Annotated in this window: 17 protein-coding genes, 2 tRNA genes, 2 rRNA genes and 2 riboswitches (2 of these 23 only partly in view); of the genes, 18 read left to right on the forward strand and 3 right to left on the reverse strand. The window is 40.1% G+C overall.

Annotation, left to right across the window (positions count from 1 at the left end):
- From NST66_RS26985 to tsaD, 8 genes are all read left to right on the forward strand, one after another.
- Positions 1 to 1,656 (forward strand): 23S ribosomal RNA (locus tag NST66_RS26985) (it extends 1,280 nt beyond the left edge of the window).
- Positions 1,657 to 1,724: 68 nt separating this feature from the next.
- A 5S ribosomal RNA gene (rrf, locus tag NST66_RS26990) occupies positions 1,725 to 1,840 on the forward strand.
- A 24-nt stretch (positions 1,841 to 1,864) separates the two neighbouring features.
- A tRNA-Met gene (locus NST66_RS26995) sits at positions 1,865 to 1,941 on the forward strand.
- A 4-nt stretch (positions 1,942 to 1,945) separates the two neighbouring features.
- A tRNA-Asp gene (locus NST66_RS27000) sits at positions 1,946 to 2,021 on the forward strand.
- 220 nt (positions 2,022 to 2,241) lie between these two features.
- Entirely contained in the window at positions 2,242 to 2,712 is a 471-nt protein-coding gene (gene tsaE, locus NST66_RS27005; protein WP_013081426.1) for a tRNA (adenosine(37)-N6)-threonylcarbamoyltransferase complex ATPase subunit type 1 TsaE, read from the forward strand.
- Positions 2,709 to 3,407 (forward strand): tRNA (adenosine(37)-N6)-threonylcarbamoyltransferase complex dimerization subunit type 1 TsaB, encoded by a 699-nt coding sequence (gene tsaB / locus NST66_RS27010; protein ID WP_028412695.1) that lies wholly within the window; start codon positions 2,709 to 2,711, stop codon positions 3,405 to 3,407. The genes tsaE and tsaB overlap by 4 nt, the downstream gene beginning before the upstream one ends.
- A 13-nt stretch (positions 3,408 to 3,420) precedes the next feature.
- A complete protein-coding gene (rimI, locus tag NST66_RS27015) occupies positions 3,421 to 3,870 on the forward strand; it encodes a ribosomal protein S18-alanine N-acetyltransferase (RefSeq protein WP_028412696.1) in 450 nt (149 codons plus the stop codon).
- Positions 3,867 to 4,883, forward strand: a complete 1,017-nt coding sequence (tsaD, locus tag NST66_RS27020) for a tRNA (adenosine(37)-N6)-threonylcarbamoyltransferase complex transferase subunit TsaD (RefSeq protein ID WP_251441122.1) — start codon at positions 3,867 to 3,869, stop codon at positions 4,881 to 4,883. The genes rimI and tsaD overlap by 4 nt, the downstream gene beginning before the upstream one ends.
- Before the next feature lie 255 nt (positions 4,884 to 5,138).
- Here tsaD and NST66_RS27025 read toward each other — a convergent pair whose 3' ends face one another.
- Positions 5,139 to 7,073, reverse strand: a complete 1,935-nt coding sequence (locus NST66_RS27025; protein ID WP_033580896.1) for an ABC-F family ATP-binding cassette domain-containing protein — start codon at positions 7,071 to 7,073, stop codon at positions 5,139 to 5,141.
- Between the two features lie 459 nt (positions 7,074 to 7,532).
- On the opposite strand from NST66_RS27025, the gene NST66_RS27030 reads away from it, so the two are divergent.
- The 3 genes from NST66_RS27030 to tatC are packed head-to-tail and all read left to right on the forward strand — an operon-like array spanning position 7,533 to position 9,181.
- On the forward strand, positions 7,533 to 8,171 hold the full coding sequence (locus NST66_RS27030) for a redox-sensing transcriptional repressor Rex (RefSeq protein WP_028410376.1): 639 nt from the start codon (positions 7,533 to 7,535) through the stop codon (positions 8,169 to 8,171).
- Positions 8,172 to 8,224: 53 nt separating this feature from the next.
- The gene (tatA, locus tag NST66_RS27035) at positions 8,225 to 8,410 is read left to right on the forward strand and encodes a twin-arginine translocase TatA/TatE family subunit (RefSeq protein WP_013055022.1); all 186 of its coding nucleotides are present in this window, start codon (positions 8,225 to 8,227) and stop codon (positions 8,408 to 8,410) included.
- Between the two features lie 15 nt (positions 8,411 to 8,425).
- On the forward strand, positions 8,426 to 9,181 hold the full coding sequence (gene tatC, locus NST66_RS27040) for a twin-arginine translocase subunit TatC (protein ID WP_013055023.1): 756 nt from the start codon (positions 8,426 to 8,428) through the stop codon (positions 9,179 to 9,181).
- Positions 9,182 to 9,207: 26 nt separating this feature from the next.
- Here tatC and NST66_RS27045 read toward each other — a convergent pair whose 3' ends face one another.
- Both NST66_RS27045 and NST66_RS27050 read right to left on the reverse strand, forming a co-directional pair.
- Positions 9,208 to 9,435, reverse strand: coding sequence for a YdiK family protein (locus NST66_RS27045; protein WP_013055024.1), 228 nt, complete (start codon positions 9,433 to 9,435; stop codon positions 9,208 to 9,210).
- The gene (locus tag NST66_RS27050) at positions 9,432 to 10,160 is read right to left on the reverse strand and encodes a CPBP family intramembrane glutamic endopeptidase (RefSeq protein WP_028412699.1); all 729 of its coding nucleotides are present in this window, start codon (positions 10,158 to 10,160) and stop codon (positions 9,432 to 9,434) included. Before NST66_RS27050 ends, NST66_RS27045 begins: the two co-directional genes overlap by 4 nt.
- A gap of 299 nt (positions 10,161 to 10,459) precedes the next feature.
- Between NST66_RS27050 and groES the strand changes: the two genes are divergently transcribed.
- The 7 genes from groES to NST66_RS27085 all read left to right on the forward strand — a co-directional run.
- The gene (groES, locus tag NST66_RS27055) at positions 10,460 to 10,744 is read left to right on the forward strand and encodes a co-chaperone GroES (RefSeq protein ID WP_013055026.1); all 285 of its coding nucleotides are present in this window, start codon (positions 10,460 to 10,462) and stop codon (positions 10,742 to 10,744) included.
- Positions 10,745 to 10,811: 67 nt separating this feature from the next.
- The gene (groL, locus tag NST66_RS27060) at positions 10,812 to 12,443 is read left to right on the forward strand and encodes a chaperonin GroEL (protein ID WP_251441113.1); all 1,632 of its coding nucleotides are present in this window, start codon (positions 10,812 to 10,814) and stop codon (positions 12,441 to 12,443) included.
- Positions 12,444 to 12,601: 158 nt separating this feature from the next.
- Positions 12,602 to 13,552, forward strand: coding sequence for an AAA family ATPase (locus NST66_RS27065; protein WP_033580898.1), 951 nt, complete (start codon positions 12,602 to 12,604; stop codon positions 13,550 to 13,552).
- An 11-nt stretch (positions 13,553 to 13,563) separates the two neighbouring features.
- Positions 13,564 to 14,757, forward strand: a complete 1,194-nt coding sequence (locus NST66_RS27070) for a DUF58 domain-containing protein (protein WP_251441115.1) — start codon at positions 13,564 to 13,566, stop codon at positions 14,755 to 14,757.
- Complete coding sequence (locus NST66_RS27075) at positions 14,750 to 16,942, forward strand: transglutaminase TgpA family protein (protein ID WP_033580899.1); 2,193 nt, start codon at positions 14,750 to 14,752, stop codon at positions 16,940 to 16,942. Before NST66_RS27070 ends, NST66_RS27075 begins: the two co-directional genes overlap by 8 nt.
- Positions 16,943 to 16,981: 39 nt before the next feature.
- A riboswitch (purine riboswitch) is annotated at positions 16,982 to 17,083 on the forward strand.
- 123 nt (positions 17,084 to 17,206) lie between these two features.
- The gene (gene guaA / locus NST66_RS27080; RefSeq protein ID WP_028412703.1) at positions 17,207 to 18,736 is read left to right on the forward strand and encodes a glutamine-hydrolyzing GMP synthase; all 1,530 of its coding nucleotides are present in this window, start codon (positions 17,207 to 17,209) and stop codon (positions 18,734 to 18,736) included.
- A gap of 97 nt (positions 18,737 to 18,833) precedes the next feature.
- A riboswitch (purine riboswitch) is annotated at positions 18,834 to 18,935 on the forward strand.
- A 132-nt stretch (positions 18,936 to 19,067) separates the two neighbouring features.
- A protein-coding gene (locus NST66_RS27085; protein WP_013055032.1) for an NCS2 family permease crosses the window boundary here: on the forward strand, positions 19,068 to 20,000 show its 5' portion. Its footprint extends 393 nt past the window's final position; 933 of the gene's 1,326 nt are visible here — the first part of the coding sequence; its start codon is at positions 19,068 to 19,070; its stop codon lies beyond the right edge, outside the window.

Consider the following 20,000-nt stretch of genomic DNA (forward strand, 5'->3'; position numbering starts at 1 on the left):
AGCGCTTAGAAGTGAGAATGCCGGTATGAGTAGCGAAAGACAAGTGAGAATCTTGTCCACCGAATGCCTAAGGTTTCCTGAGGAAGGCTCGTCCGCTCAGGGTTAGTCGGGACCTAAGCCGAGGCTGAAAAGCGTAGGCGATGGCCAACAGGTTGATATTCCTGTACCACCTCCCCGCCGTTTGAGTAATGGGGGGACGCAGTAGGATAGGGTAAGCGCGCTGCTGGATATGCGCGTTCAAGCAGTTAGGCTGATGAGTAGGCAAATCCGCTCATCATAAAGGCTGAGCTGTGATGACGAGGGAATTATAGTACCGAAGTTCCTGATTCCACACTGCCAAGAAAAGCCTCTAGCGAGGCGGGAGGTGCCCGTACCGCAAACCGACACAGGTAGGCGAGGAGAGAATCCTAAGGTGATCGAGAGAACTCTCGTTAAGGAACTCGGCAAAATGACCCCGTAACTTCGGGAGAAGGGGTGCTCTGGTAGGGTGTATAGCCCGAGAGAGCCGCAGTGAATAGGCCCAGGCGACTGTTTAGCAAAAACACAGGTCTCTGCGAAGCCGCAAGGCGAAGTATAGGGGCTGACGCCTGCCCGGTGCTGGAAGGTTAAGAGGAGGGGTTATCCTTTGGGAGAAGCTCTGAATCGAAGCCCCAGTAAACGGCGGCCGTAACTATAACGGTCCTAAGGTAGCGAAATTCCTTGTCGGGTAAGTTCCGACCCGCACGAAAGGCGTAACGATCTGGGCACTGTCTCAACGAGAGACTCGGTGAAATTATAGTACCTGTGAAGATGCAGGTTACCCGCGACAGGACGGAAAGACCCCGTGGAGCTTTACTGTAGCCTGATATTGAATTTTGGTACAGCTTGTACAGGATAGGTAGGAGCCTGAGAAGCCGGAGCGCTAGCTTCGGTGGAGGCGTCGGTGGGATACTACCCTGGCTGTATTGAAATTCTAACCCGCGGCCCTGATCGGGCCGGGAGACAGTGTCAGGTGGGCAGTTTGACTGGGGCGGTCGCCTCCTAAAATGTAACGGAGGCGCCCAAAGGTTCCCTCAGAATGGTTGGAAATCATTCGTAGAGTGTAAAGGCACAAGGGAGCTTGACTGCGAGACCTACAAGTCGAGCAGGGACGAAAGTCGGGCTTAGTGATCCGGTGGTTCCGCATGGAAGGGCCATCGCTCAACGGATAAAAGCTACCCCGGGGATAACAGGCTTATCTCCCCCAAGAGTCCACATCGACGGGGAGGTTTGGCACCTCGATGTCGGCTCATCGCATCCTGGGGCTGTAGTCGGTCCCAAGGGTTGGGCTGTTCGCCCATTAAAGCGGTACGCGAGCTGGGTTCAGAACGTCGTGAGACAGTTCGGTCCCTATCCGTCGTGGGCGTAGGAAATTTGAGAGGAGCTGTCCTTAGTACGAGAGGACCGGGATGGACACACCGCTGGTGTACCAGTTGTCTTGCCAAAGGCATCGCTGGGTAGCTATGTGTGGACGGGATAAGTGCTGAAAGCATCTAAGCATGAAGCCCCCCTCAAGATGAGATTTCCCATAGCGCAAGCTAGTAAGATCCCTGAAAGATGATCAGGTTGATAGGTCAGAGGTGGAAGCGTGGCGACATGTGTAGCTGACTGATACTAATCGATCGAGGACTTAACCAAACTTTAAAAGCGTAAGCTTTACTCAGCAATCTGTTACCTAGTTTTGAGAGAATAATCTCATATAAATGTCTAGTGATAATGGCAAAGAGGTCACACCCGTTCCCATACCGAACACGGAAGTTAAGCTCTTTAGCGCCGATGGTAGTTGGGACTTTGTCCCTGTGAGAGTAGGACATCGCTAGGCATTTTTATTTTGCTTTTTTATCATCGCGGGGTGGAGCAGTTCGGTAGCTCGTCGGGCTCATAACCCGAAGGTCGCAGGTTCAAATCCTGTCCCCGCAACCAACATGGTCCCGTGGTGTAGCGGTTAACATGCCTGCCTGTCACGCAGGAGATCGCGGGTTCGATTCCCGTCGGGACCGCCATGTTTTAGAAACGAAACAATGTGTTTCGTCTTTTTTATTGTTTGAACCATTTTTATATAAAACTTTACCGTCCTTAGGAGCAATCCTAAGGAATTTTTTATATACAAAGAAATTTCTTTGTAGAATTGCGATGTTAAAGATTGTTGGATTTCTTACTGGATATGTATAGTCCACAACGTTTACAATATATATATACAGATTGAAATGAGGTTCTGAATGAATGACAGAGATTAATGAATTTACGTTTATGTCTACGTCTCCTGATGAAACTAATCAGCTGGCTGCTCGTCTAGCAACTTTATTAGAAGCTGGTGACGTGCTGCTGCTTGAAGGCGATTTGGGAGCTGGAAAGACAACATTCACAAAAAGTTTAGCTAAAGGCTTAGGAATTGAACGCAATGTGAATAGCCCGACATTTACTATCATTAAAGAATACAAAAGCGGTCGCCTTCCTCTTTACCATATGGATGTGTACCGTCTAGGGGATGAATTTGAAGACCTAGGGTTCGATGAGTATTTTGAAGGAGATGGCGTGACGGTCGTGGAGTGGGCTCACCTGATTGAAGAGCAGCTTCCTAATGAATATATTCAAATCAATATTTACCATGAAAACGAAACGACTCGTAAAATCCTTGTAAAAGCGATAGGCAGTCGGTACGTTGAAATATGTAAGGAGCTTTTTAAAAGATGAAAATGTTAGCCATTGATACATCCAATTTTGTCATGGGTGTTGCTGTCGTTGAAGAAAACAAAGTAATTGGAGAAATTATTACGAATCTAAAAAAGAATCACTCTGTTCGCGTGATGAACGCTGTGGAATCTTTGTTAAAAGATTGTGATATTGCGCCAAGCGAGCTAGACCGTATTGTAGTGGCACACGGTCCCGGGTCCTATACCGGTGTACGCATTGGTGTTACCATTGCCAAGACACTTGCTTGGACTTTAAATATTCCTTTAATAGGTGTATCTAGCCTTGAGGCACTAGCAGCAAACGGTCGTTATTTTGATGGATATATTGCTCCGTTATTTGATGCGCGCCGTCAGCAGCTTTATACAGGACTATATGAATGGAATAACGAACGAGGTCTTGTAGAAGTTGAAAGTGATCGACTTGTTATTAATAAGGACTGGGCGGAACATTTAAAGTCATACAACAAACCTATTTTATTCATAGGCAATGATCTTTCCATGCATGAAGAGGCGTTAAAAGAAGTGTTGAGTGAACAAGCTGTATTTGCCCATGTTCAGCAGTTTAACCCAAGACCAAGTGAATTGGCTTTCTTAGGAATGAAGAAAGAGCCGCAGTCTGTGCATACTTTTGTTCCGAACTACATTCGTTTAGCTGAAGCAGAAGCCAACTGGCTTGCTTCACAGCAAAAAGGATAAAAGAAGGTATAACATGAAACTAACAATTAAGTTTCGTTTAATGGAAGTTAAAGATATTGATCAAGTAGTGAAAATCGAAGAGAAGTCTTTTACGACACCTTGGAGTGCAGAAGCATTTCAAAATGAGTTAACCAATAATCAATTTTCAACTTACATTGTGATGGAAGAAGGGGAAAATATTATTGGTTATTGCGGAACGTGGATTGTTATTGACGAAGCACATGTAACCAACATTGCGCTATTGCCAGACTACCGAGGCAAGGGACTGGGTGAATTGCTGCTGCGCAACGTGATGGACGTTCTTCGAAAACTAGGTGCTACGTCAATGACATTAGAAGTTAGGGTATCTAATCATATTGCACAATCATTGTATCAAAAGCTAGGTTTTAAACCTGGAGGTATTCGTAAGAATTATTATTCTGATAACAATGAGGATGCATTAGTTATGTGGGTGAATTTATGAATGAAAATCAATTAATTTTAGCATTAGAAACAAGCTGTGATGAGACAGCAGCAGCTGTGATTCGAAACGGTCATGAAATTGTAGCCAATGTGGTGGCCTCTCAAATAGAAAGCCATAAACGATTTGGCGGTGTCGTACCGGAAATTGCATCTCGTCATCATGTAGAACAAATTACAGTAGTAGTTGAAGAAACTTTAAATCAAGCGAACTTGACGTTTGCAGATATAGATGCAATAGCTGTAACGGAAGGACCAGGGCTTGTGGGAGCACTTCTTATTGGCGTAAATGCAGCCAAAGCGCTAGCATTTGCACATCAAAAGCCATTAATTGGTGTTCATCATATTGCAGGACATATTTACGCAAATCAGCTAATCAAAAAACTAGAATTCCCGCTCTTATCGCTAGTTGTATCTGGAGGGCATACGGAGCTTGTATACATGGAAAGTCACGGTCAGTTTAAAGTAATTGGCGAAACAAGAGATGATGCAGCAGGAGAAGCCTACGATAAAGTGGCTCGCACGTTAAACCTTCCATATCCAGGCGGACCTCATATTGACCGCCTTGCACATGAAGGAGAGCCGTTAATTGATTTGCCGCGTGCTTGGCTAGAAGAAGGATCCTATGATTTTAGTTTCAGTGGGTTAAAATCAGCAGTTATTAACACTGTCCACAACGCGAAGCAAAAAGGTGAAGAGATTCTTCCACAAACACTTGCTGCTAGCTTTCAAGCGAGTGTCATTGATGTGTTAGTAACTAAAACAGTTAAAGCTGCGAAGGAATATAACGTTAAGCAAGTTTTATTGGCAGGAGGAGTTGCTGCTAATAAAGGGCTTAGAGCAGCGCTAGAAGAGGCATTTGAATCCCTATCAAATATTGAGCTTATTATCCCGCCGCTATCTCTATGTACGGATAATGCTGCAATGATTGGAGCAGCAGCAAGCGTAAGATTTGCTCAAGGAAAACGTTCAGATATGTCATTAAATGCAAACCCCGGTTTGGACTTGGAAGAGTAAGTGACGAATGAGATTTATTTCTCATTCGTCTTTTTTTGTGGATAAAAATGATTTATCAACAATATTCAATAAATTTAGAATTGACTGTGGATAATTATGTGGAAAAGTCCGTGCACTCAGTACACGGACCTGTTATCAAAAAGTTTTAATTATGAAAATCAGACAGATATCCACTATTTATTCACAGAGTGGATAAAGCTTGCTCTTAAGCGCATGAACAAGTAAATAGGATGAATAGATACGCAAAAATATAGGCTACTCTTCTAGAAGCAGCTGTAATTCTTCCCACTCTTCCATTAATGTGGATAACTGTGAAGAAATTTTTTCATTTTCACCGTTTAATCTTGATACTTCTTCGTGATTTTGATAAATTTCAGGGTCACAAAGAAGTTCTTCATTCGCCGCTTGGGCGGCTTCTAATTTGTTTACTTCAGTTTCAATTTCTTCAATGCGGCGCGTTCGCTGTCTCATCAATTTCTTTTGTTCTTTATCTTGTTTATAGGACTGTTTATCTACTTTTACCGTACGTTCTTCGTTTGCTTTTATATTTTCTAATTCTTTGATTTCCTCTATTTCTGCTTTCTTTTCTACATAATAGTCATAATCTCCAAGAAATTCTTCTACTCCTTCAGGAGATAGCTCTGCTATTTTATTGGCAATACGATTAATAAAATAACGGTCATGTGAAACAAATAATAGAGTCCCTGGGTAATCAATTAACGCATTCTCGAGTACTTGTTTGCTATCTAAATCAAGATGGTTAGTAGGTTCATCCAAAATTAAGAAGTTAGCTTTTTGAAGCATAAGCTTCGCAAGAGCCAAACGTGCTTTTTCACCACCGCTGAGCGTGGAAACGATTTTCAGTACATCATCACCTGAAAACAGAAAATTTCCAAGCGCTGTACGGATTTCTTTTTCAGGTTTGGCTGGGTAGTCATCCCAAAGTTCATTTAAAACGGTTTTATTAGACGTTAAATTGGCTTGCTCTTGGTCGTAATAACCAACCATTACATTTGAGCCAAAGGAAATGGTCCCAGTCTTGAAGCTGAGTTTATCCACAATGCCTTTTAATAAAGTTGATTTCCCCACGCCATTAGGACCAACCAACGCAAGGCTTTCCCCTTTTTTAATGCGAAGGTTTGCCTCTTGGACGACATAGTTGTGTTCATCATATCCGATAGACACATCTTCCAGATTTAAGACTTCATTTCCGCTTTGACGTTCAATTTCAAACGAAAAACTAGCTGATTTTTCGCCTTCGTTAGGTCGATTTATTAACTCCATTCGATCGAGCTGTTTACGTCTGCTTTGCGCACGTTTTGTAGTCGATGCGCGGGCGATGTTTCGCTGAATAAAATCATTCAGCTTTGCGACTTCATCTTGCTGCTTTTCGTACTGACGCAACTCTTTTTCATATCGCTCTGCTTTTTGTACAAGGTATTTAGAGTAGTTGCCCGTGTACTTCACCGTTGTTTTTTGTACGACTTCATACACTTGATTTACGACTTTATCAAGGAAGTAACGATCATGTGAAACGATTAAAATAGCTCCTTCATACCCTTGCAGAAACTGTTCCAGCCATGCTAAAGTTTCAATATCTAAGTGGTTGGTAGGCTCATCCAGAATAAGCAAATCAGGCTTTGTTAAAAGCAGTTTTGCAAGAGCCAGGCGCGTTTTTTGTCCACCGCTTAAGGAGGAAATAGGGGTGCTGTAGTCAAAGTTTGAAAAACGGAAACCGTGAAGAATAGATCGTGTATCCGCTTCATATTGATAGCCGCCTAAATCTTTAAACGTTACTTGAAGCTGATCATACTCTTTGGTTAGTTTTTCGTATTGAACTGAATCATTAAAAATGTCTGGATCACCCATCTTCGTTTCAAGCGTACGTAATTCTTTTTCCATCTTCTTTAATGGAGCAAAGACAGTCATCATTTCTTCCCATATGGAGAGTGTTGACTCAAGAACTGTATCTTGTCCCATATAATCAATGGAAACACCCTTAGGTTTAATAATTTCTCCGCTGTCATAGGAAAGCTGCTCAGCAATAATTTTTAATAAAGTTGATTTACCAGCACCGTTTCGTCCCACTAGGGCAATGCGGTCTTTTGATTGTACTTCTAACTTTATATTCGATAAAATGGGTTCTGCCCCATAGTATTTTGTAATACCGTTCAATTGTAGAATAATCATTTTTTCACCTCTAGTAGTATATCCATAGTGTATTTTAACATATTTTTAACTACAAGTTCTTCCTACAAGCGTTTGTAATTTGTAGAGGGACAAGGACAAATGATGAAGCGAATGTTTTGATTCATGAAATAAAATGATTTTACCTGCACATTTTATACAGGATACTATGTTAAAATAAGAGATAAGTGCATCTCTGAACTTATCTATGATGGATGTAAAAAAATCCGTCATGACTAACAAACCGATCCTTTGAAGGGCTAATTGCTTCGTTCTACATACCGACTTTAAGGAGTGCTGAATAGACAAAAGCCGTCGAGGTGTGAAGCGGAGTATATATAAAACAAGAGAAAAGAGAGAGAATTGGAAGCGCTACCTCAAAGCGGTTGATGCTTTGTGAAAGGTAATGCAATATGACTTGAAAATGTTAGTAATGACATACATGAACTGAGGGGGTACAACGTGAACACTGAACAATTAAAAATACCACAAGCAACGGCTAAACGATTGCCGCTTTATTATCGTTTTTTGAAAAATTTGCATGCTTCTGGTAAACAGCGTGTGTCGTCAGCGGAGTTAAGTGAGGCAGTGAAAGTGGATTCTGCTACTATTCGTCGGGACTTTTCTTACTTTGGTGCATTAGGAAAAAAGGGATACGGCTACAATGTGAATTATTTACTTACATTTTTCCGTAAAACGTTAGACCAAGATGAAGTAACGAAAGTAGCACTGATTGGCGTAGGGAATCTAGGAACGGCCTTTTTAAATTATAATTTTATTAAAAATAATAACACCAAAATTGAGTGCGCTTTTGATGTGATAGAAGATAAAGTAGGTACGAAAGTAGGCGACGTGCCGGTCTATCATCTTGACCAATTGGAAGATTATATGAGTGATGACATCTCAGTAGCGATTTTAACCGTTCCTGCCACTGTTGCTCAGCAAATTACTGATCGTTTAGTGAGTTGCGGAATTAAAGGGATTTTAAACTTTACTCCTGCACGCTTAAACGTACCGGATGAGATTCGACTCCATCATATTGATCTTGCTGTAGAATTACAGTCGCTCGTCTACTTTTTGAAAAATTATCCTGTTGAATAAGGCGGACTGTGTTACGATTTCCTTAAGTCTAAATTAATAAGGAGAGTGGGAATATGGGGATTGGAGCAGGCAGTTGGATTATTATTGCGATTGTAGCACTGCTTATTTTTGGACCGAAACGGTTACCGGAGCTAGGAAGATCAGTGGGCCAAACGCTTAGAGAGTTTAAGCATGCCGCTAGCGGTGCATCAGAAGATCGTGAAAAAGATAAACAGCGTCAAGTAGATGACAAAGAGTAAAAGGGTGATCATAGTATGACCGAACAAGAAATGTCAATATATGATCATATAGGAGAGCTGCGAAAACGCATTTTAATTGTTTTATTTTTCTTTGTGATTGCCACAATTGGCGGCTTTTTTATAGCGGATAAGGTTATTGTCTATTTACAGCATGCTGATGAGGCAAAGAATTTAACGATGAATGCATTTCGGTTAACAGATCCAGTTAAGATTTATATGCAATTTGCTGTTATTATCGGCTGTGTACTTGCAGCTCCTGTTGCACTGTATCAACTTTGGGCATTTATTAGTCCTGGTTTATATGAAAAAGAGCGTAAGGTAACGCTTGGATATATTCCTGTTTCCATTTTTCTCTTTATCGGCGGTGTCTCTTTTTCTTATTTTGTGTTGTTTCCATTTGTCGTTGATTTTATGACGCGCGTTTCTGATGAGCTGAATGTAAACCAAGTGATTGGCATTAATGAATACTTTTCTTTTTTAATGCAGCTCACACTGCCTTTTGGCTTGTTGTTTCAGCTTCCTGTCGTCGTTATGTTTTTGACGCGTTTAGGAATTATAACGCCTATGTTTTTATCTCAAATTCGAAAATATGCCTATTTCGTACTGCTAGTTATTGCCGCACTTATTACACCACCGGAATTGCTCTCGCACATGATGGTGACAGTGCCGCTCTTAATTTTGTATGAAATCAGCATCATTATTTCCCGCATTTCGTATCGCAAAGTGTTAAAGGCAAGGGCAGAGCAAGAAAGAGAAGATGTTAGTATGTAAAAAAAACCACTGAAACAGTGGTTTTTTTATTTGGATGAATCATCTTGATTTTTATATTGCTGCTGCAATTTTTTAATTTTGTAGTGCAAGATAAAGATGCGAACCGCAAACCTGAAATCGAATGCGGCTACGAGTGCAAATAAGATTGTGGGGAAATTCCAGACGGTTTCCTGGGCATTTTGAATTGCCAAGTAGGTGAATAAAATCCCCATAATAATATAAATAAACCCTCGTGTTAAAGGGATATTCTTCATAAAAACATGCCTCCAAAAATGAACTGCATTTGTTCTGCTTGTTTTTGCATTTCTATAATTTTATCTGCAAAAATAGTTTGAGATAAAATAACGATTGTATTCATCAAAACATGAGCAATAATAGGTACAACAATTAGTCTCGTCCTTGCATAAAGGAATGCAAATACAAATCCCATAGCTGTATACACAAGTAAATGTTTAAAATCCCAGTGTACCGCAGCGAAAATAAGGGAACTAATAAATGCAGAGATAAAGAAATTGTATCGTTTGTGAAGAGAACCAAAAATAATCTTTCGGAAAATAATCTCTTCTAGTATTGGTCCAATAACAGACGTAACGACAATAAGGAACGGCGTTGCTTTAACAAGATTAACAATATTTTGTGTGTTTTCAGATACTTGGGTAATGCCAAGAGCGTGCTCAATCATACCTGCTACAGCTTGACCAGCCATAGCGAGAAACACCCCAAGGACTGACCAGACAACAGCAATCGTTTTTCCAGCATGTTCTATACGCATGGACATGTCACGGCGCAGCAGCAGTAAGACAATAAGTAAACCAAGGATAAAGCTAATGATAGTCCAATAAGTCAAAAGCATGACATTCGCTGTTCGAACTGGATAGTCATCAAACATTCCTGTTAATTTTAACAGCGGTATACCAACAACTCCTGAAAACTGCATAAGGATGTAGGTGAGGATAACATACCAATAACGTTTTTCCAATCTTCTATACTCCTTTAAAAGGTTTTTATGTATATATGTCGAAGAAGTACTGTAAAGTTAGTAATTTCTTCTTGCTCGTATTGTAACATACATATTATTGAACAGAGAAAAGAATGCTTTATTTCTCAAAATCGTCGAAATCTAAGACTATTATATGTAGTTGTCGTAAATTTTAAATTTTTTTTGTTTAATACTTGCAAAAAAAACCCACTTTGTTTTAATATAATAATTGTGTTAGCACTCGTTGAGGTTGAGTGCTAATAAAAATGCAAACATATTATTTGAGGAGGTTGTTTCACTTGTTAAAGCCATTAGGTGATCGCGTAGTGATTGAACTTGTAAAATCTGAGGAAAAAACAGCAAGCGGTATCGTGTTACCGGACAGTGCAAAAGAAAAGCCACAAGAGGGTAAAATTGTTGCTGTAGGTACAGGCCGAGTATTAGAAAGCGGTGAGCGTGTAGCTTTAGAAGTAGCTGCGGGCGATCGTATCATCTTCTCAAAATATGCGGGTACTGAAGTAAAATACGAAGGTACTGAATACTTAATTTTACGCGAAAGCGATATTTTAGCTGTAATCGGCTAATTTTAACCACAAACTTATCATACGTAAAAAATAGATTATTAAGAACATCTTGAGGAGGTCAAAGAACATGGCAAAAGACATTAAATTTAGCGAAGAAGCACGTCGCGCAATGCTACGTGGTGTAGATACATTAGCAAATGCTGTAAAAGTAACGCTTGGACCAAAAGGTCGTAACGTTGTATTGGAAAAGAAATTCGGTTCACCGCTTATTACAAATGACGGTGTAACAATTGCAAAAGAAATCGAATTAGAAGACGCATTTGAAAATATGGGTGCTAAATTAGTAGCCGAAGTTGCTAGCAAAACAAACGACGTTGCTGGTGACGGTACAACTACTGCAACAGTTTTAGCGCAAGCAATGATCAGAGAAGGTCTTAAAAACGTAACGGCTGGTGCTAACCCAATGGGTATCCGTAAAGGTATGGAAAAAGCAGTAGCTGTAGCGGTTGAAGAACTAAAAGCAATCTCTAAACCAATTCAAGGTAAAGATTCAATTGCTCAAGTAGCGGCTATCTCAGCAGCTGACGAAGAAGTAGGTCAATTAATTGCTGAAGCAATGGAGCGCGTTGGTAACGACGGCGTTATCACACTTGAAGAATCAAAAGGTTTCACAACTGAATTAGAAGTGGTAGAAGGTATGCAGTTTGACCGTGGATATGCATCTCCTTACATGGTAACTGATTCAGATAAAATGGAAGCTGTATTAGATGACCCGTACATCTTAATCACAGACAAAAAAATCGGTAACATTCAAGAAATCTTACCGGTATTAGAGCAAGTTGTTCAACAAGGCAAGCCGCTATTAATCATCGCTGAAGACGTAGAAGGCGAAGCTTTAGCAACATTAGTTGTGAACAAACTTCGCGGTACATTTACAGCTGTAGCTGTTAAAGCTCCTGGTTTCGGTGATCGTCGTAAAGCAATGCTACAAGACGTTGCTATTCTAACAGGCGGAGAAGTAATTACTGAAGAGCTTGGTCTTGACTTAAAAACAGCAGGCATCGATCAATTAGGTCGCGCTTCTAAAATTGTTGTAACAAAAGAAAATACAACAGTTGTAAACGGTGCAGGAAACGCAGAAGATATCCTAGCACGCGTAAACCAAATCAAAGCTCAGCTTGAAGAAACAACTTCAGAGTTTGACCGTGAAAAATTACAAGAGCGCTTAGCAAAACTTGCTGGTGGCGTAGCTGTAATCAAAGTTGGTGCGGCAACTGAAACTGAGTTAAAAGAACGTAAATTACGTATTGAAGATGCATTAAACTCTACGCGTGCTGCGGTTGAAGAAGGTATCGTAGCTGGTGGTGGTACTGCATTAGTAAATATCTATAGTAAAGTAGCAAGCATCGAAGCTGACGGTGACACTGCTACAGGTATCAACATCGTATTGCGTGCGATTGAAGAGCCTGTACGTCAAATCGCTCATAACGCTGGTTTAGAAGGATCAGTAATCGTTGAGCGTCTAAAAGGCGAAGCAGTTGGAACTGGATTCAACGCTGCAACTGGCGAGTGGGTAAATATGCTAGACACTGGTATCGTTGATCCAACAAAAGTAACGCGTTCAGCTCTTCAAAATGCTTCTTCTGTAGCGGCTATGTTCTTAACAACTGAAGCAGTTGTTGCTGACAAGCCAGAAGAAGGCGGAGCTCCTGCAATGCCTGACATGGGCGGCATGGGTGGAATGGGCGGCATGATGTAATCACTGCCCTACCTAAAAAAGCGACCAAGTACTCACTTGGTCGCTTTTTTGTGTGCGTTAATATTTTCAGATTTTTTTAAAATTTGTTAAGATAGTACTATGTTTATTGGAAAACTTACTAAACTCAAGGCTTAACTGAGTTTTAAGGGGGAGCTTCGTTGATTCAGCTCGATCATATTAATAATAAATTAAACCAAGTATTAGAAAACATTGATCAAATTGTGATTGGAAAACGTCACGTATCTACGTTGAGTTTGGTTGCTTTGCTTGCCGAGGGCCATATTTTGCTTGAAGATGTACCGGGTGTAGGAAAAACGATGCTAGTGAAGGCACTGGCCAAATCAATTGATGCGGAATTTAAACGAATTCAATTCACGCCTGATTTGCTGCCGTCCGACGTAACAGGTGTTTCTATTTACAGTCCAAAAGACATGGAATTTCATTTTCGTCCAGGTCCTATCATGAGCCACATAGTACTCGCTGATGAGATTAACAGGACTTCTCCTAAAACACAATCGGCGCTTTTAGAAGCAATGGCTGAGCATCATGTAACAACCGATGGTATCACCCGGGAAATTCCGGCGCCTTTTTTTGTGATGGCTACTCAAAATCCCGTTGATTTTGATGGGACCTATCATTTGCCGGAAGCGCAGCTGGATCGTTTTTTATTCAAACTAAGCATGGGGTATCCTACGCAAGAAGAGGAGCTTCAAATTTTAAATGGCGTATCGACTCAAGTTAATCTTGAAGATGTCAAACCTGTTATGAGCGTTCCAGAATTAGTACAGGCTCAAAAAGCTGTAAGCAGTATTTATGTAGATGATACGATCAAGAACTATATCATTGAAATTATTCGCAAAACTCGCTCTCATCCACATGTTTCATTAGGTATTAGTCCTCGTGGCACGGTTTCCTTTATGAAGGCTATTCAAGCATATGCGTTAGTAAAGGGAAGAGATTACTGTCTTCCTGATGATGTTCAAGAGCTTGCTTCGTATGTGTGTGCACATCGCTTAACGCTAAGACCTGATACTCAGTACAGCGGTTTAACAGCGAGTGATGTGATGAAGCAAATTATGGCTGATACGAAAGTACCTGTTAAAAGGTAAGAGGATAATTTATGAAACAGTATATAAAAGTGATATGGAACAAAGGTAGAGACTGGTTCGTTTTATTCTGCATCTTTACCGCTACGTTTTCTTACGCCATGTTTCAAGGAGGCTTTGTCAGCTGGTTTTTATTTTATAGCTTCTTACCTTTTGGATTATATGGGGTAGCCGTGTTGCTCTATCCGTTGAAGAAGTGGAATGTTGCTCGTGACGTGAAGCTACAGCCTCGATTCGCTGGAGATCATCTTTCGTATAACATTCACATTACACGCTCCTCGGCTTTTCCTGTTTATATGGCAGCCGTGAAAGAGGAGAGTAACCTTTTAGATCAAGAAGAAAGAACAATTTATCCGCTTTTTCAACGAAACGCTGTTATTCCGTATGAAAGATCGTTTGTAGAAAGAGGAGAATATGAATTTTTTACGATTTCGATTGAAATTAGTGATTTATTAGGCATCGTAAAAAAGAAGGCATATTTTCTACTGCAGCAGCGGTTTGTCGTGTATCCTCAAATCCATGAGATAGATATCCCGTTTCTTTTAGCGGGAATAGAAGAAGGAAAAAATGAAGTTTCGACGGGGAATCAATCTACTACGTTAGTGACAGGCATTAGAGAATACCAGCCGGGTGACCGATTAGGATCTATCGATTGGAAGGCGACCGCTCGTAAAGCTACGTTGATTTCTAAAGAGTTTGGTCATTATCATGAACGGAGTATAATTATCATTGCAGATGTTATGGGCCCTCTATACTTTGAAGAGCGAATGAGCTTTCTGGCATCCATGCTCATTCATGAAGAAACCAAGCGTAAAAAAGTCGATTTTCTTTTAGCTGGAGATGCCCTTTTTTCGCAGAAAACCTCTGAACAAAGGGAGGCTGATAACCTGTTGCATCACTTAGCACGTGCACAGCCTATTAGCAATCGAGCATTCGAAACAGAATTTCAGAATATTGCTATTCAAAAGCAGCATTCTTTTATGGTAATTGTCAGTCAGGTTACAGGGACTCTTATTGGCCAGATTCAATCCAAGCTGAGCCCTCATGCTAAGGCTTCACTCATTGTCGTTAAAAATGAAGGAGCGGGGCTTAGTGACGAAGAGACAGTTATTGTCAATGGCATACAATCTTCTGCTTTAACGATTGAAGTCGTTCATATTGATCTTCCTCTATCACTAAAGGAAGTGAGGGCGGAAATAAGTGAATAAATCAGCTTGGTATGTAAAAAACGTCTTATTATACGCGGGAGCTTTCTTTTTATTAGTGGAATGGCTTCTCCCTTTAAATGAAGTCACTGATACGAATCAAATTCAATACTTTATCCTGTTTGTCGCTTACTGTTTTTTGAGCTTAACGTTTCGATTGCCGTTTATTGTGATGACGTTAGGGAGCATGTTGTTTATTTTGTTTTCACTTCACAGTCTCTATTTCCAAGGTGCCTTCTTTTCTTCAGAATGGCTTCCAAGACTTTTGGAAATTCTTCAGTCAGATGTACAAAGTATCATGGAGTGGAATATAGCGAATTTATCCTTTGAAATGAGGAGCACTTTATTTTTTATCCTGCTTTGGATTATGGCTTATTTAATTCGATACTGGATCTTTTATCAAAAAAGAATTTTCTTCTTTTTCTTCTTAACCATTTTGTATATTACCGTATTGGATACCTTTTCTACTTACGATGCCGGAGCTGCTATTATTCGCGTGACGATTATCGGATTTTTATTAGTAGCCATGCTTCGCATCAATCCTGAACGTATAAAAGGTGCTAGCACCGAGCGTTTAGAAAATAGAAAACGATCGTTTCTTTTTCTAGGCAGTTTTTTAGCCATTGTCATTGTGCTGGCTTATCTCGCCCCTAAACCAGGTCCGCAGTGGCCAGATCCGGTCCCTTTTATTGCAGCTCACACAACAAATCAAGGACAGGGAGAATCTGCAAGCGGTCAACGAATTGGCTATGATATGGACGATTCTAAATTGGGGGGATCCTTTGTCAATGATGATACGGTTGTGTTTACAGCTAAAGTAGAGGATGAGCACTATTGGCGTATTGAAACGAAGGATGTGTATACAGGTAAGGGCTGGGAGCTGTCTAAAGAGGAAGAAAAAGTGCCTTTCAAAGGAAATGAAAACTTACTCCCTCAATATGATTCAAGTGTTGCAGGAGAAGTAAGAAAAGCAGAAGTTACCTATTCGCAGCCTTCTGTTCATCTTATGCATGTTCCTCAACTGCTGTCTCTAACCTTAAAAAATGGCATTCAAACCGATGTTACACCGACAAATGAAAAATTATATCCTTATCAAAATGACAAACTTGTTACTGTTCAATCGTATGAGCTAACGTATAAATATCCTGTGTTTGATACCGGGCTTCTTCAGCAAGCAGAGGAGAAAAAGTCAGAGAGTCTAGAGAATAATAATGAATTTATAGCAAGGTATACACAGCTTCCTGCTAATTTGCCAAAACGAGTAAAGGATTTAGCTCGTACGATAACAAAAAATAAAAACAATCGCTATGAAAAAGCGAAAGCCGTTGAAGAATACTTCCGATCCAATCCATATATATACGATACTGAAAACGTTCCAATTCCTACGAAGAATAAAGATTATGTGGATCAATTTTTATTTGATACAAAAAGAGGATACTGTGATAACTTCTCTACTTCTATGGTCGTGCTGCTTCGTTCATTAGATATTCCTGCTCGGTGGGTAAAGGGCTATACAGAAGGTGATGCCACCGTTATTTCAGGAAGTAGTAAGTGGACAACCTATGAAATTACACAAAATAATGCTCATTCTTGGGTCGAAGTCTATTTTCCAGGAGCGGGCTGGGTACCTTTTGAACCAACAAAAAGTTTTTCTAATCCTTATGATTTTGTAGATAGCCAACCTAACAACTCTAGTGAAAATAGTCAAAGGGAAGAAGAGAAACAAGAAACGCAAGTCAAGGAGCAGCCTAAGAAGAAAGAGCTTCCGGCACAAGAAAAAAGAGAGAAAGAAAAAACAGCTTCTCTTCAAAATGCTAAGTTGTCTATGAAATGGAAAGTGCTTTTCTACGGACTGATTGTAGTTATGTTAATAGTAATATATCTCAATCGATTTAAATGGTTTTTACCTTTTTATATCTCTTTTTATAAAAAGAAAGAGAGTGTGGAAACCTTTGAATCAGCGTATGCTTTTTTACTTAAAAGACTCGCTGCAAATGGACTAAAACGGCAAGAAAATCAAACGCTGCGCGACTTTGCAGGAGAAGTAGACGAAAAATTAAATACGGTAAATATGCTAAAATTAACGGAAAAATACGAGCGGGTTTTATATCGAAATGCAGATTCCATAAAAGAATGGAAAGAGTCGATTGAATTGTGGGAAAATTTAATCAAAAAAACGAGTTCTTGACCATTGTTTCGCGGATTGATAGAATATTCTCGAACTTACTATAAATGTTTCGTATACCTTCATATATCCTCGATAATATGGTTCGAGAGTCTCTACCGGGTCACCTTAAACGATCTGACTATGAAGGCAGAACAGTCTATTTGACGATAAACGTCGTGCTCAACTAGACTTCTGCCTTTGTTTTTTGAGGGAGAAGTCTAGTTTTTTTTATATTTTAGGGCATAATAACAAGTGATTATTTACACATTCGGAGAGGTGAACAAGATGGAAGGCATGATTGTTGTATTAGATTTTGGTAGTCAATATAACCAACTGATTACGCGTCGCATTCGCGAGTTCGGAGTATATAGTGAATTGCATCCGCACACAATTACAGCAGAAGAGATTAAAGCATTAAATCCAAAGGGAATTATTTTCTCTGGAGGCCCAAACAGTGTGTACGGTGAAAACGCATTTCACTGCGATGAAAACATTTTTGAATTAGGTATTCCTGTTTTAGGTATTTGTTATGGAATGCAATTAATGACTCATCATTTTGGCGGGAAGGTAGAAGGTGCTAGCCATCGTGAATATGGTAAAGCAGCGATTAACGTACAAAACGATTCATTAATGTACCATGAGTTGCCAAAAGAACAAGTTGTTTGGATGAGTCACGGTGATTTAGTTGTAGAAACACCAGCTGGTTTTGAAGTGGACGCAACTAGCCCATCTTGTCCAATTGCCGCAATGAGTAACAAAGAAAAGAATATGTACGGAGTGCAGTTCCATCCAGAAGTTCGCCATTCAGTGCACGGTAACCATATCTTAAAGAACTTCGTGTTTGAAGTATGTCATGCTGAAGCAAACTGGTCAATTGAGAACTTCATTGAAGTTGAAATGGATAAAATCCGTGAAACAGTTGGAGATAGAAAAGTACTTTGCGCACTTAGCGGCGGAGTAGACTCTTCGGTAGTAGCTGTATTAATTCACAAAGCAATTGGTGATCAGTTAACATGTATGTTCGTAGATCACGGTTTATTACGTAAAGGTGAAGCTGAAAGCGTAATGGAAACATTTAGCGAAGGCTTTAATATGAACGTAATTAAAATCGATGCAAAAGATCGCTTCTTAGAAAAATTAAGCGGTGTATCAGATCCTGAACAAAAGCGTAAAATCATCGGTAATGAATTTATTTATGTATTCGATGACGAAGCTGCTAAATTAAAAGGGTTTGATTTCCTAGCTCAAGGTACGCTATACACAGATATTATCGAGAGTGGGACAGCTACAGCTCAAACGATTAAATCTCACCATAATGTAGGTGGATTACCGGAAGATATGCAGTTCAAACTAATCGAACCGTTAAACACGCTATTCAAAGATGAAGTACGTGCATTAGGTTCTGAATTAGGTATTCCTGATAACATCGTTTGGCGTCAGCCTTTCCCAGGACCAGGTCTAGGTATTCGTGTACTTGGTGCAATTACGGAAGAGAAGTTAGAAATTGTACGTGAGTCGGATGCTATTTTACGTGAAGAGATTGCAAAAGCAGACTTAGAGCGCGATATCTGGCAATACTTTACGGTTCTTCCTGACATCCGCAGTGTAGGTGTAATGGGAGATGCTCGTACGTATGATTACACAATTGGTATTCGTGCTGTTACATCGATTGATGGTATGACTTCTGACTGGGCGCGTATTCCTTGGGATGTGCTTGAAGTTATCTCAACGCGTATTGTAAACGAAGTTAAGCATATTAACCGCGTAGTGTATGATATTACAAGTAAGCCACCTGCAACAATTGAATGGGAATAATATGTAAGAAAACCGAACAAACGAACATTCTTTTATAAGAATGTTCGTTTTTTGTTGACTTTTTTAAAAAGTTAATGGTAGGATAGTAACATAAAACAGCGAGATATAGCTTTAATGTCGTATAATCTTGGGGATAAGGCCCAAAAGTTTCTACCGAGCTACCGTAAATGGCTTGACTACGAGAAAGTAATACATGTATGTATAAAAATCTTTTGTTTTTTGCTCATACATTTCTCTTTTAGTCGATTTTATGCCTTTACGCGCCATAGTGTAGAGGCATTTTTTATGGCTTGCCTAAGTGCATGCGGCTTCTATAAAGGGAGGAAAAAACGTGAAGAAGTATTTTCGTTTTGAAGAGCTGGGTACTAGCTACCGAAAAGAGTTTATAGCTGGCCTTACAACTTTTCTATCTATGGCTTACATTTTATTTGTTAATCCATCTGTGCTATCACTAAGTGATGTAAAGGATCTACCTGACAGTATGAGAATGGACCAAGGGGCTGTATTTACAGCTACTGCTTTAGCGGCAGCTTTGGGATCAATTGTTATGGGAGTGCTTGGTAGATATCCAATTTCATTAGCTCCAGGTATGGGATTAAACGCATTTTTTGCTTATACAGTTGTTCTGACGATGGGAATTCCATGGCAGACGGCTTTAACGGGTGTTATGATATCAGGTGTTATTTTTATTCTTTTAACATTAACAAGCCTGCGAGAAAAAATTATTAATTCTATTCCTATTGAATTAAAAATGGCTGTTGGAGCAGGTATTGGTTTATTTATTAGTTTTATTGGTATGAAAGGTGCGGGAATCATCGTCAAAGATGATGCCACATTCGTTGGACTGGGTGATTTGACGAACCCAACAACATTACTTGCGGTTTTTGGTATTGTCATTACTATTGTATTAATGGTGCTTCGAGTAAATGCAGCTGTATTTATCGGTATGATTGTAACGGCTGTAGCAGGTATGGCTTTTGGATTAATTGATACACCTAAAGCAGTGGTTTCATCGGTTCCTAGTCTTGACCCGACGTTTGGGGCAGCTTTCCAAAATATCGGTGATATCTTTACTGTAAAGATGCTAGTCGTCATTTTAACTTTCTTATTCGTTGATTTCTTCGATACAGCAGGTACGATGGTTGCTGTAGCGAGTCAAGCTGGGCTTATGAAAGATAATAAGCTTCCGCGAGCGGGCAGAGCGTTATTGGCAGATTCTAGTGCGATTGTAGTTGGTGCTGTTCTTGGTACCTCATCAACAACA

The sequence above is a fragment of the Priestia sp. FSL W8-0524 genome, assembly GCF_038005965.1.
Taxonomy (GTDB): Bacteria; Bacillota; Bacilli; order Bacillales; family Bacillaceae_H; genus Priestia; species Priestia zanthoxyli.

Excerpts from the sequence above, each read along its gene's own strand:
- NST66_RS27070 (WP_251441115.1), top strand. The coding sequence starts at position 13,564 with ATGAAACAGTATATAAAAGTGATATGGAACAAAGGTAGAGACTGGTTC.
- groL (WP_251441113.1), top strand. The coding sequence starts at position 10,812 with ATGGCAAAAGACATTAAATTTAGCGAAGAAGCACGTCGCGCAATGCTA.
- tatA (WP_013055022.1), top strand. The coding sequence starts at position 8,225 with ATGGGGATTGGAGCAGGCAGTTGGATTATTATTGCGATTGTAGCACTG.
- rimI (WP_028412696.1), top strand. The coding sequence starts at position 3,421 with ATGAAACTAACAATTAAGTTTCGTTTAATGGAAGTTAAAGATATTGAT.
- NST66_RS27045 (WP_013055024.1), bottom strand. The coding sequence starts at position 9,435 with ATGAAGAATATCCCTTTAACACGAGGGTTTATTTATATTATTATGGGG.
- NST66_RS27025 (WP_033580896.1), bottom strand. The coding sequence starts at position 7,073 with ATGATTATTCTACAATTGAACGGTATTACAAAATACTATGGGGCAGAA.
- tsaE (WP_013081426.1), top strand. The coding sequence starts at position 2,242 with ATGACAGAGATTAATGAATTTACGTTTATGTCTACGTCTCCTGATGAA.
- guaA (WP_028412703.1), top strand. The coding sequence starts at position 17,207 with ATGGAAGGCATGATTGTTGTATTAGATTTTGGTAGTCAATATAACCAA.
- tsaB (WP_028412695.1), top strand. The coding sequence starts at position 2,709 with ATGAAAATGTTAGCCATTGATACATCCAATTTTGTCATGGGTGTTGCT.
- tsaD (WP_251441122.1), top strand. The coding sequence starts at position 3,867 with ATGAATGAAAATCAATTAATTTTAGCATTAGAAACAAGCTGTGATGAG.
- tatC (WP_013055023.1), top strand. The coding sequence starts at position 8,426 with ATGACCGAACAAGAAATGTCAATATATGATCATATAGGAGAGCTGCGA.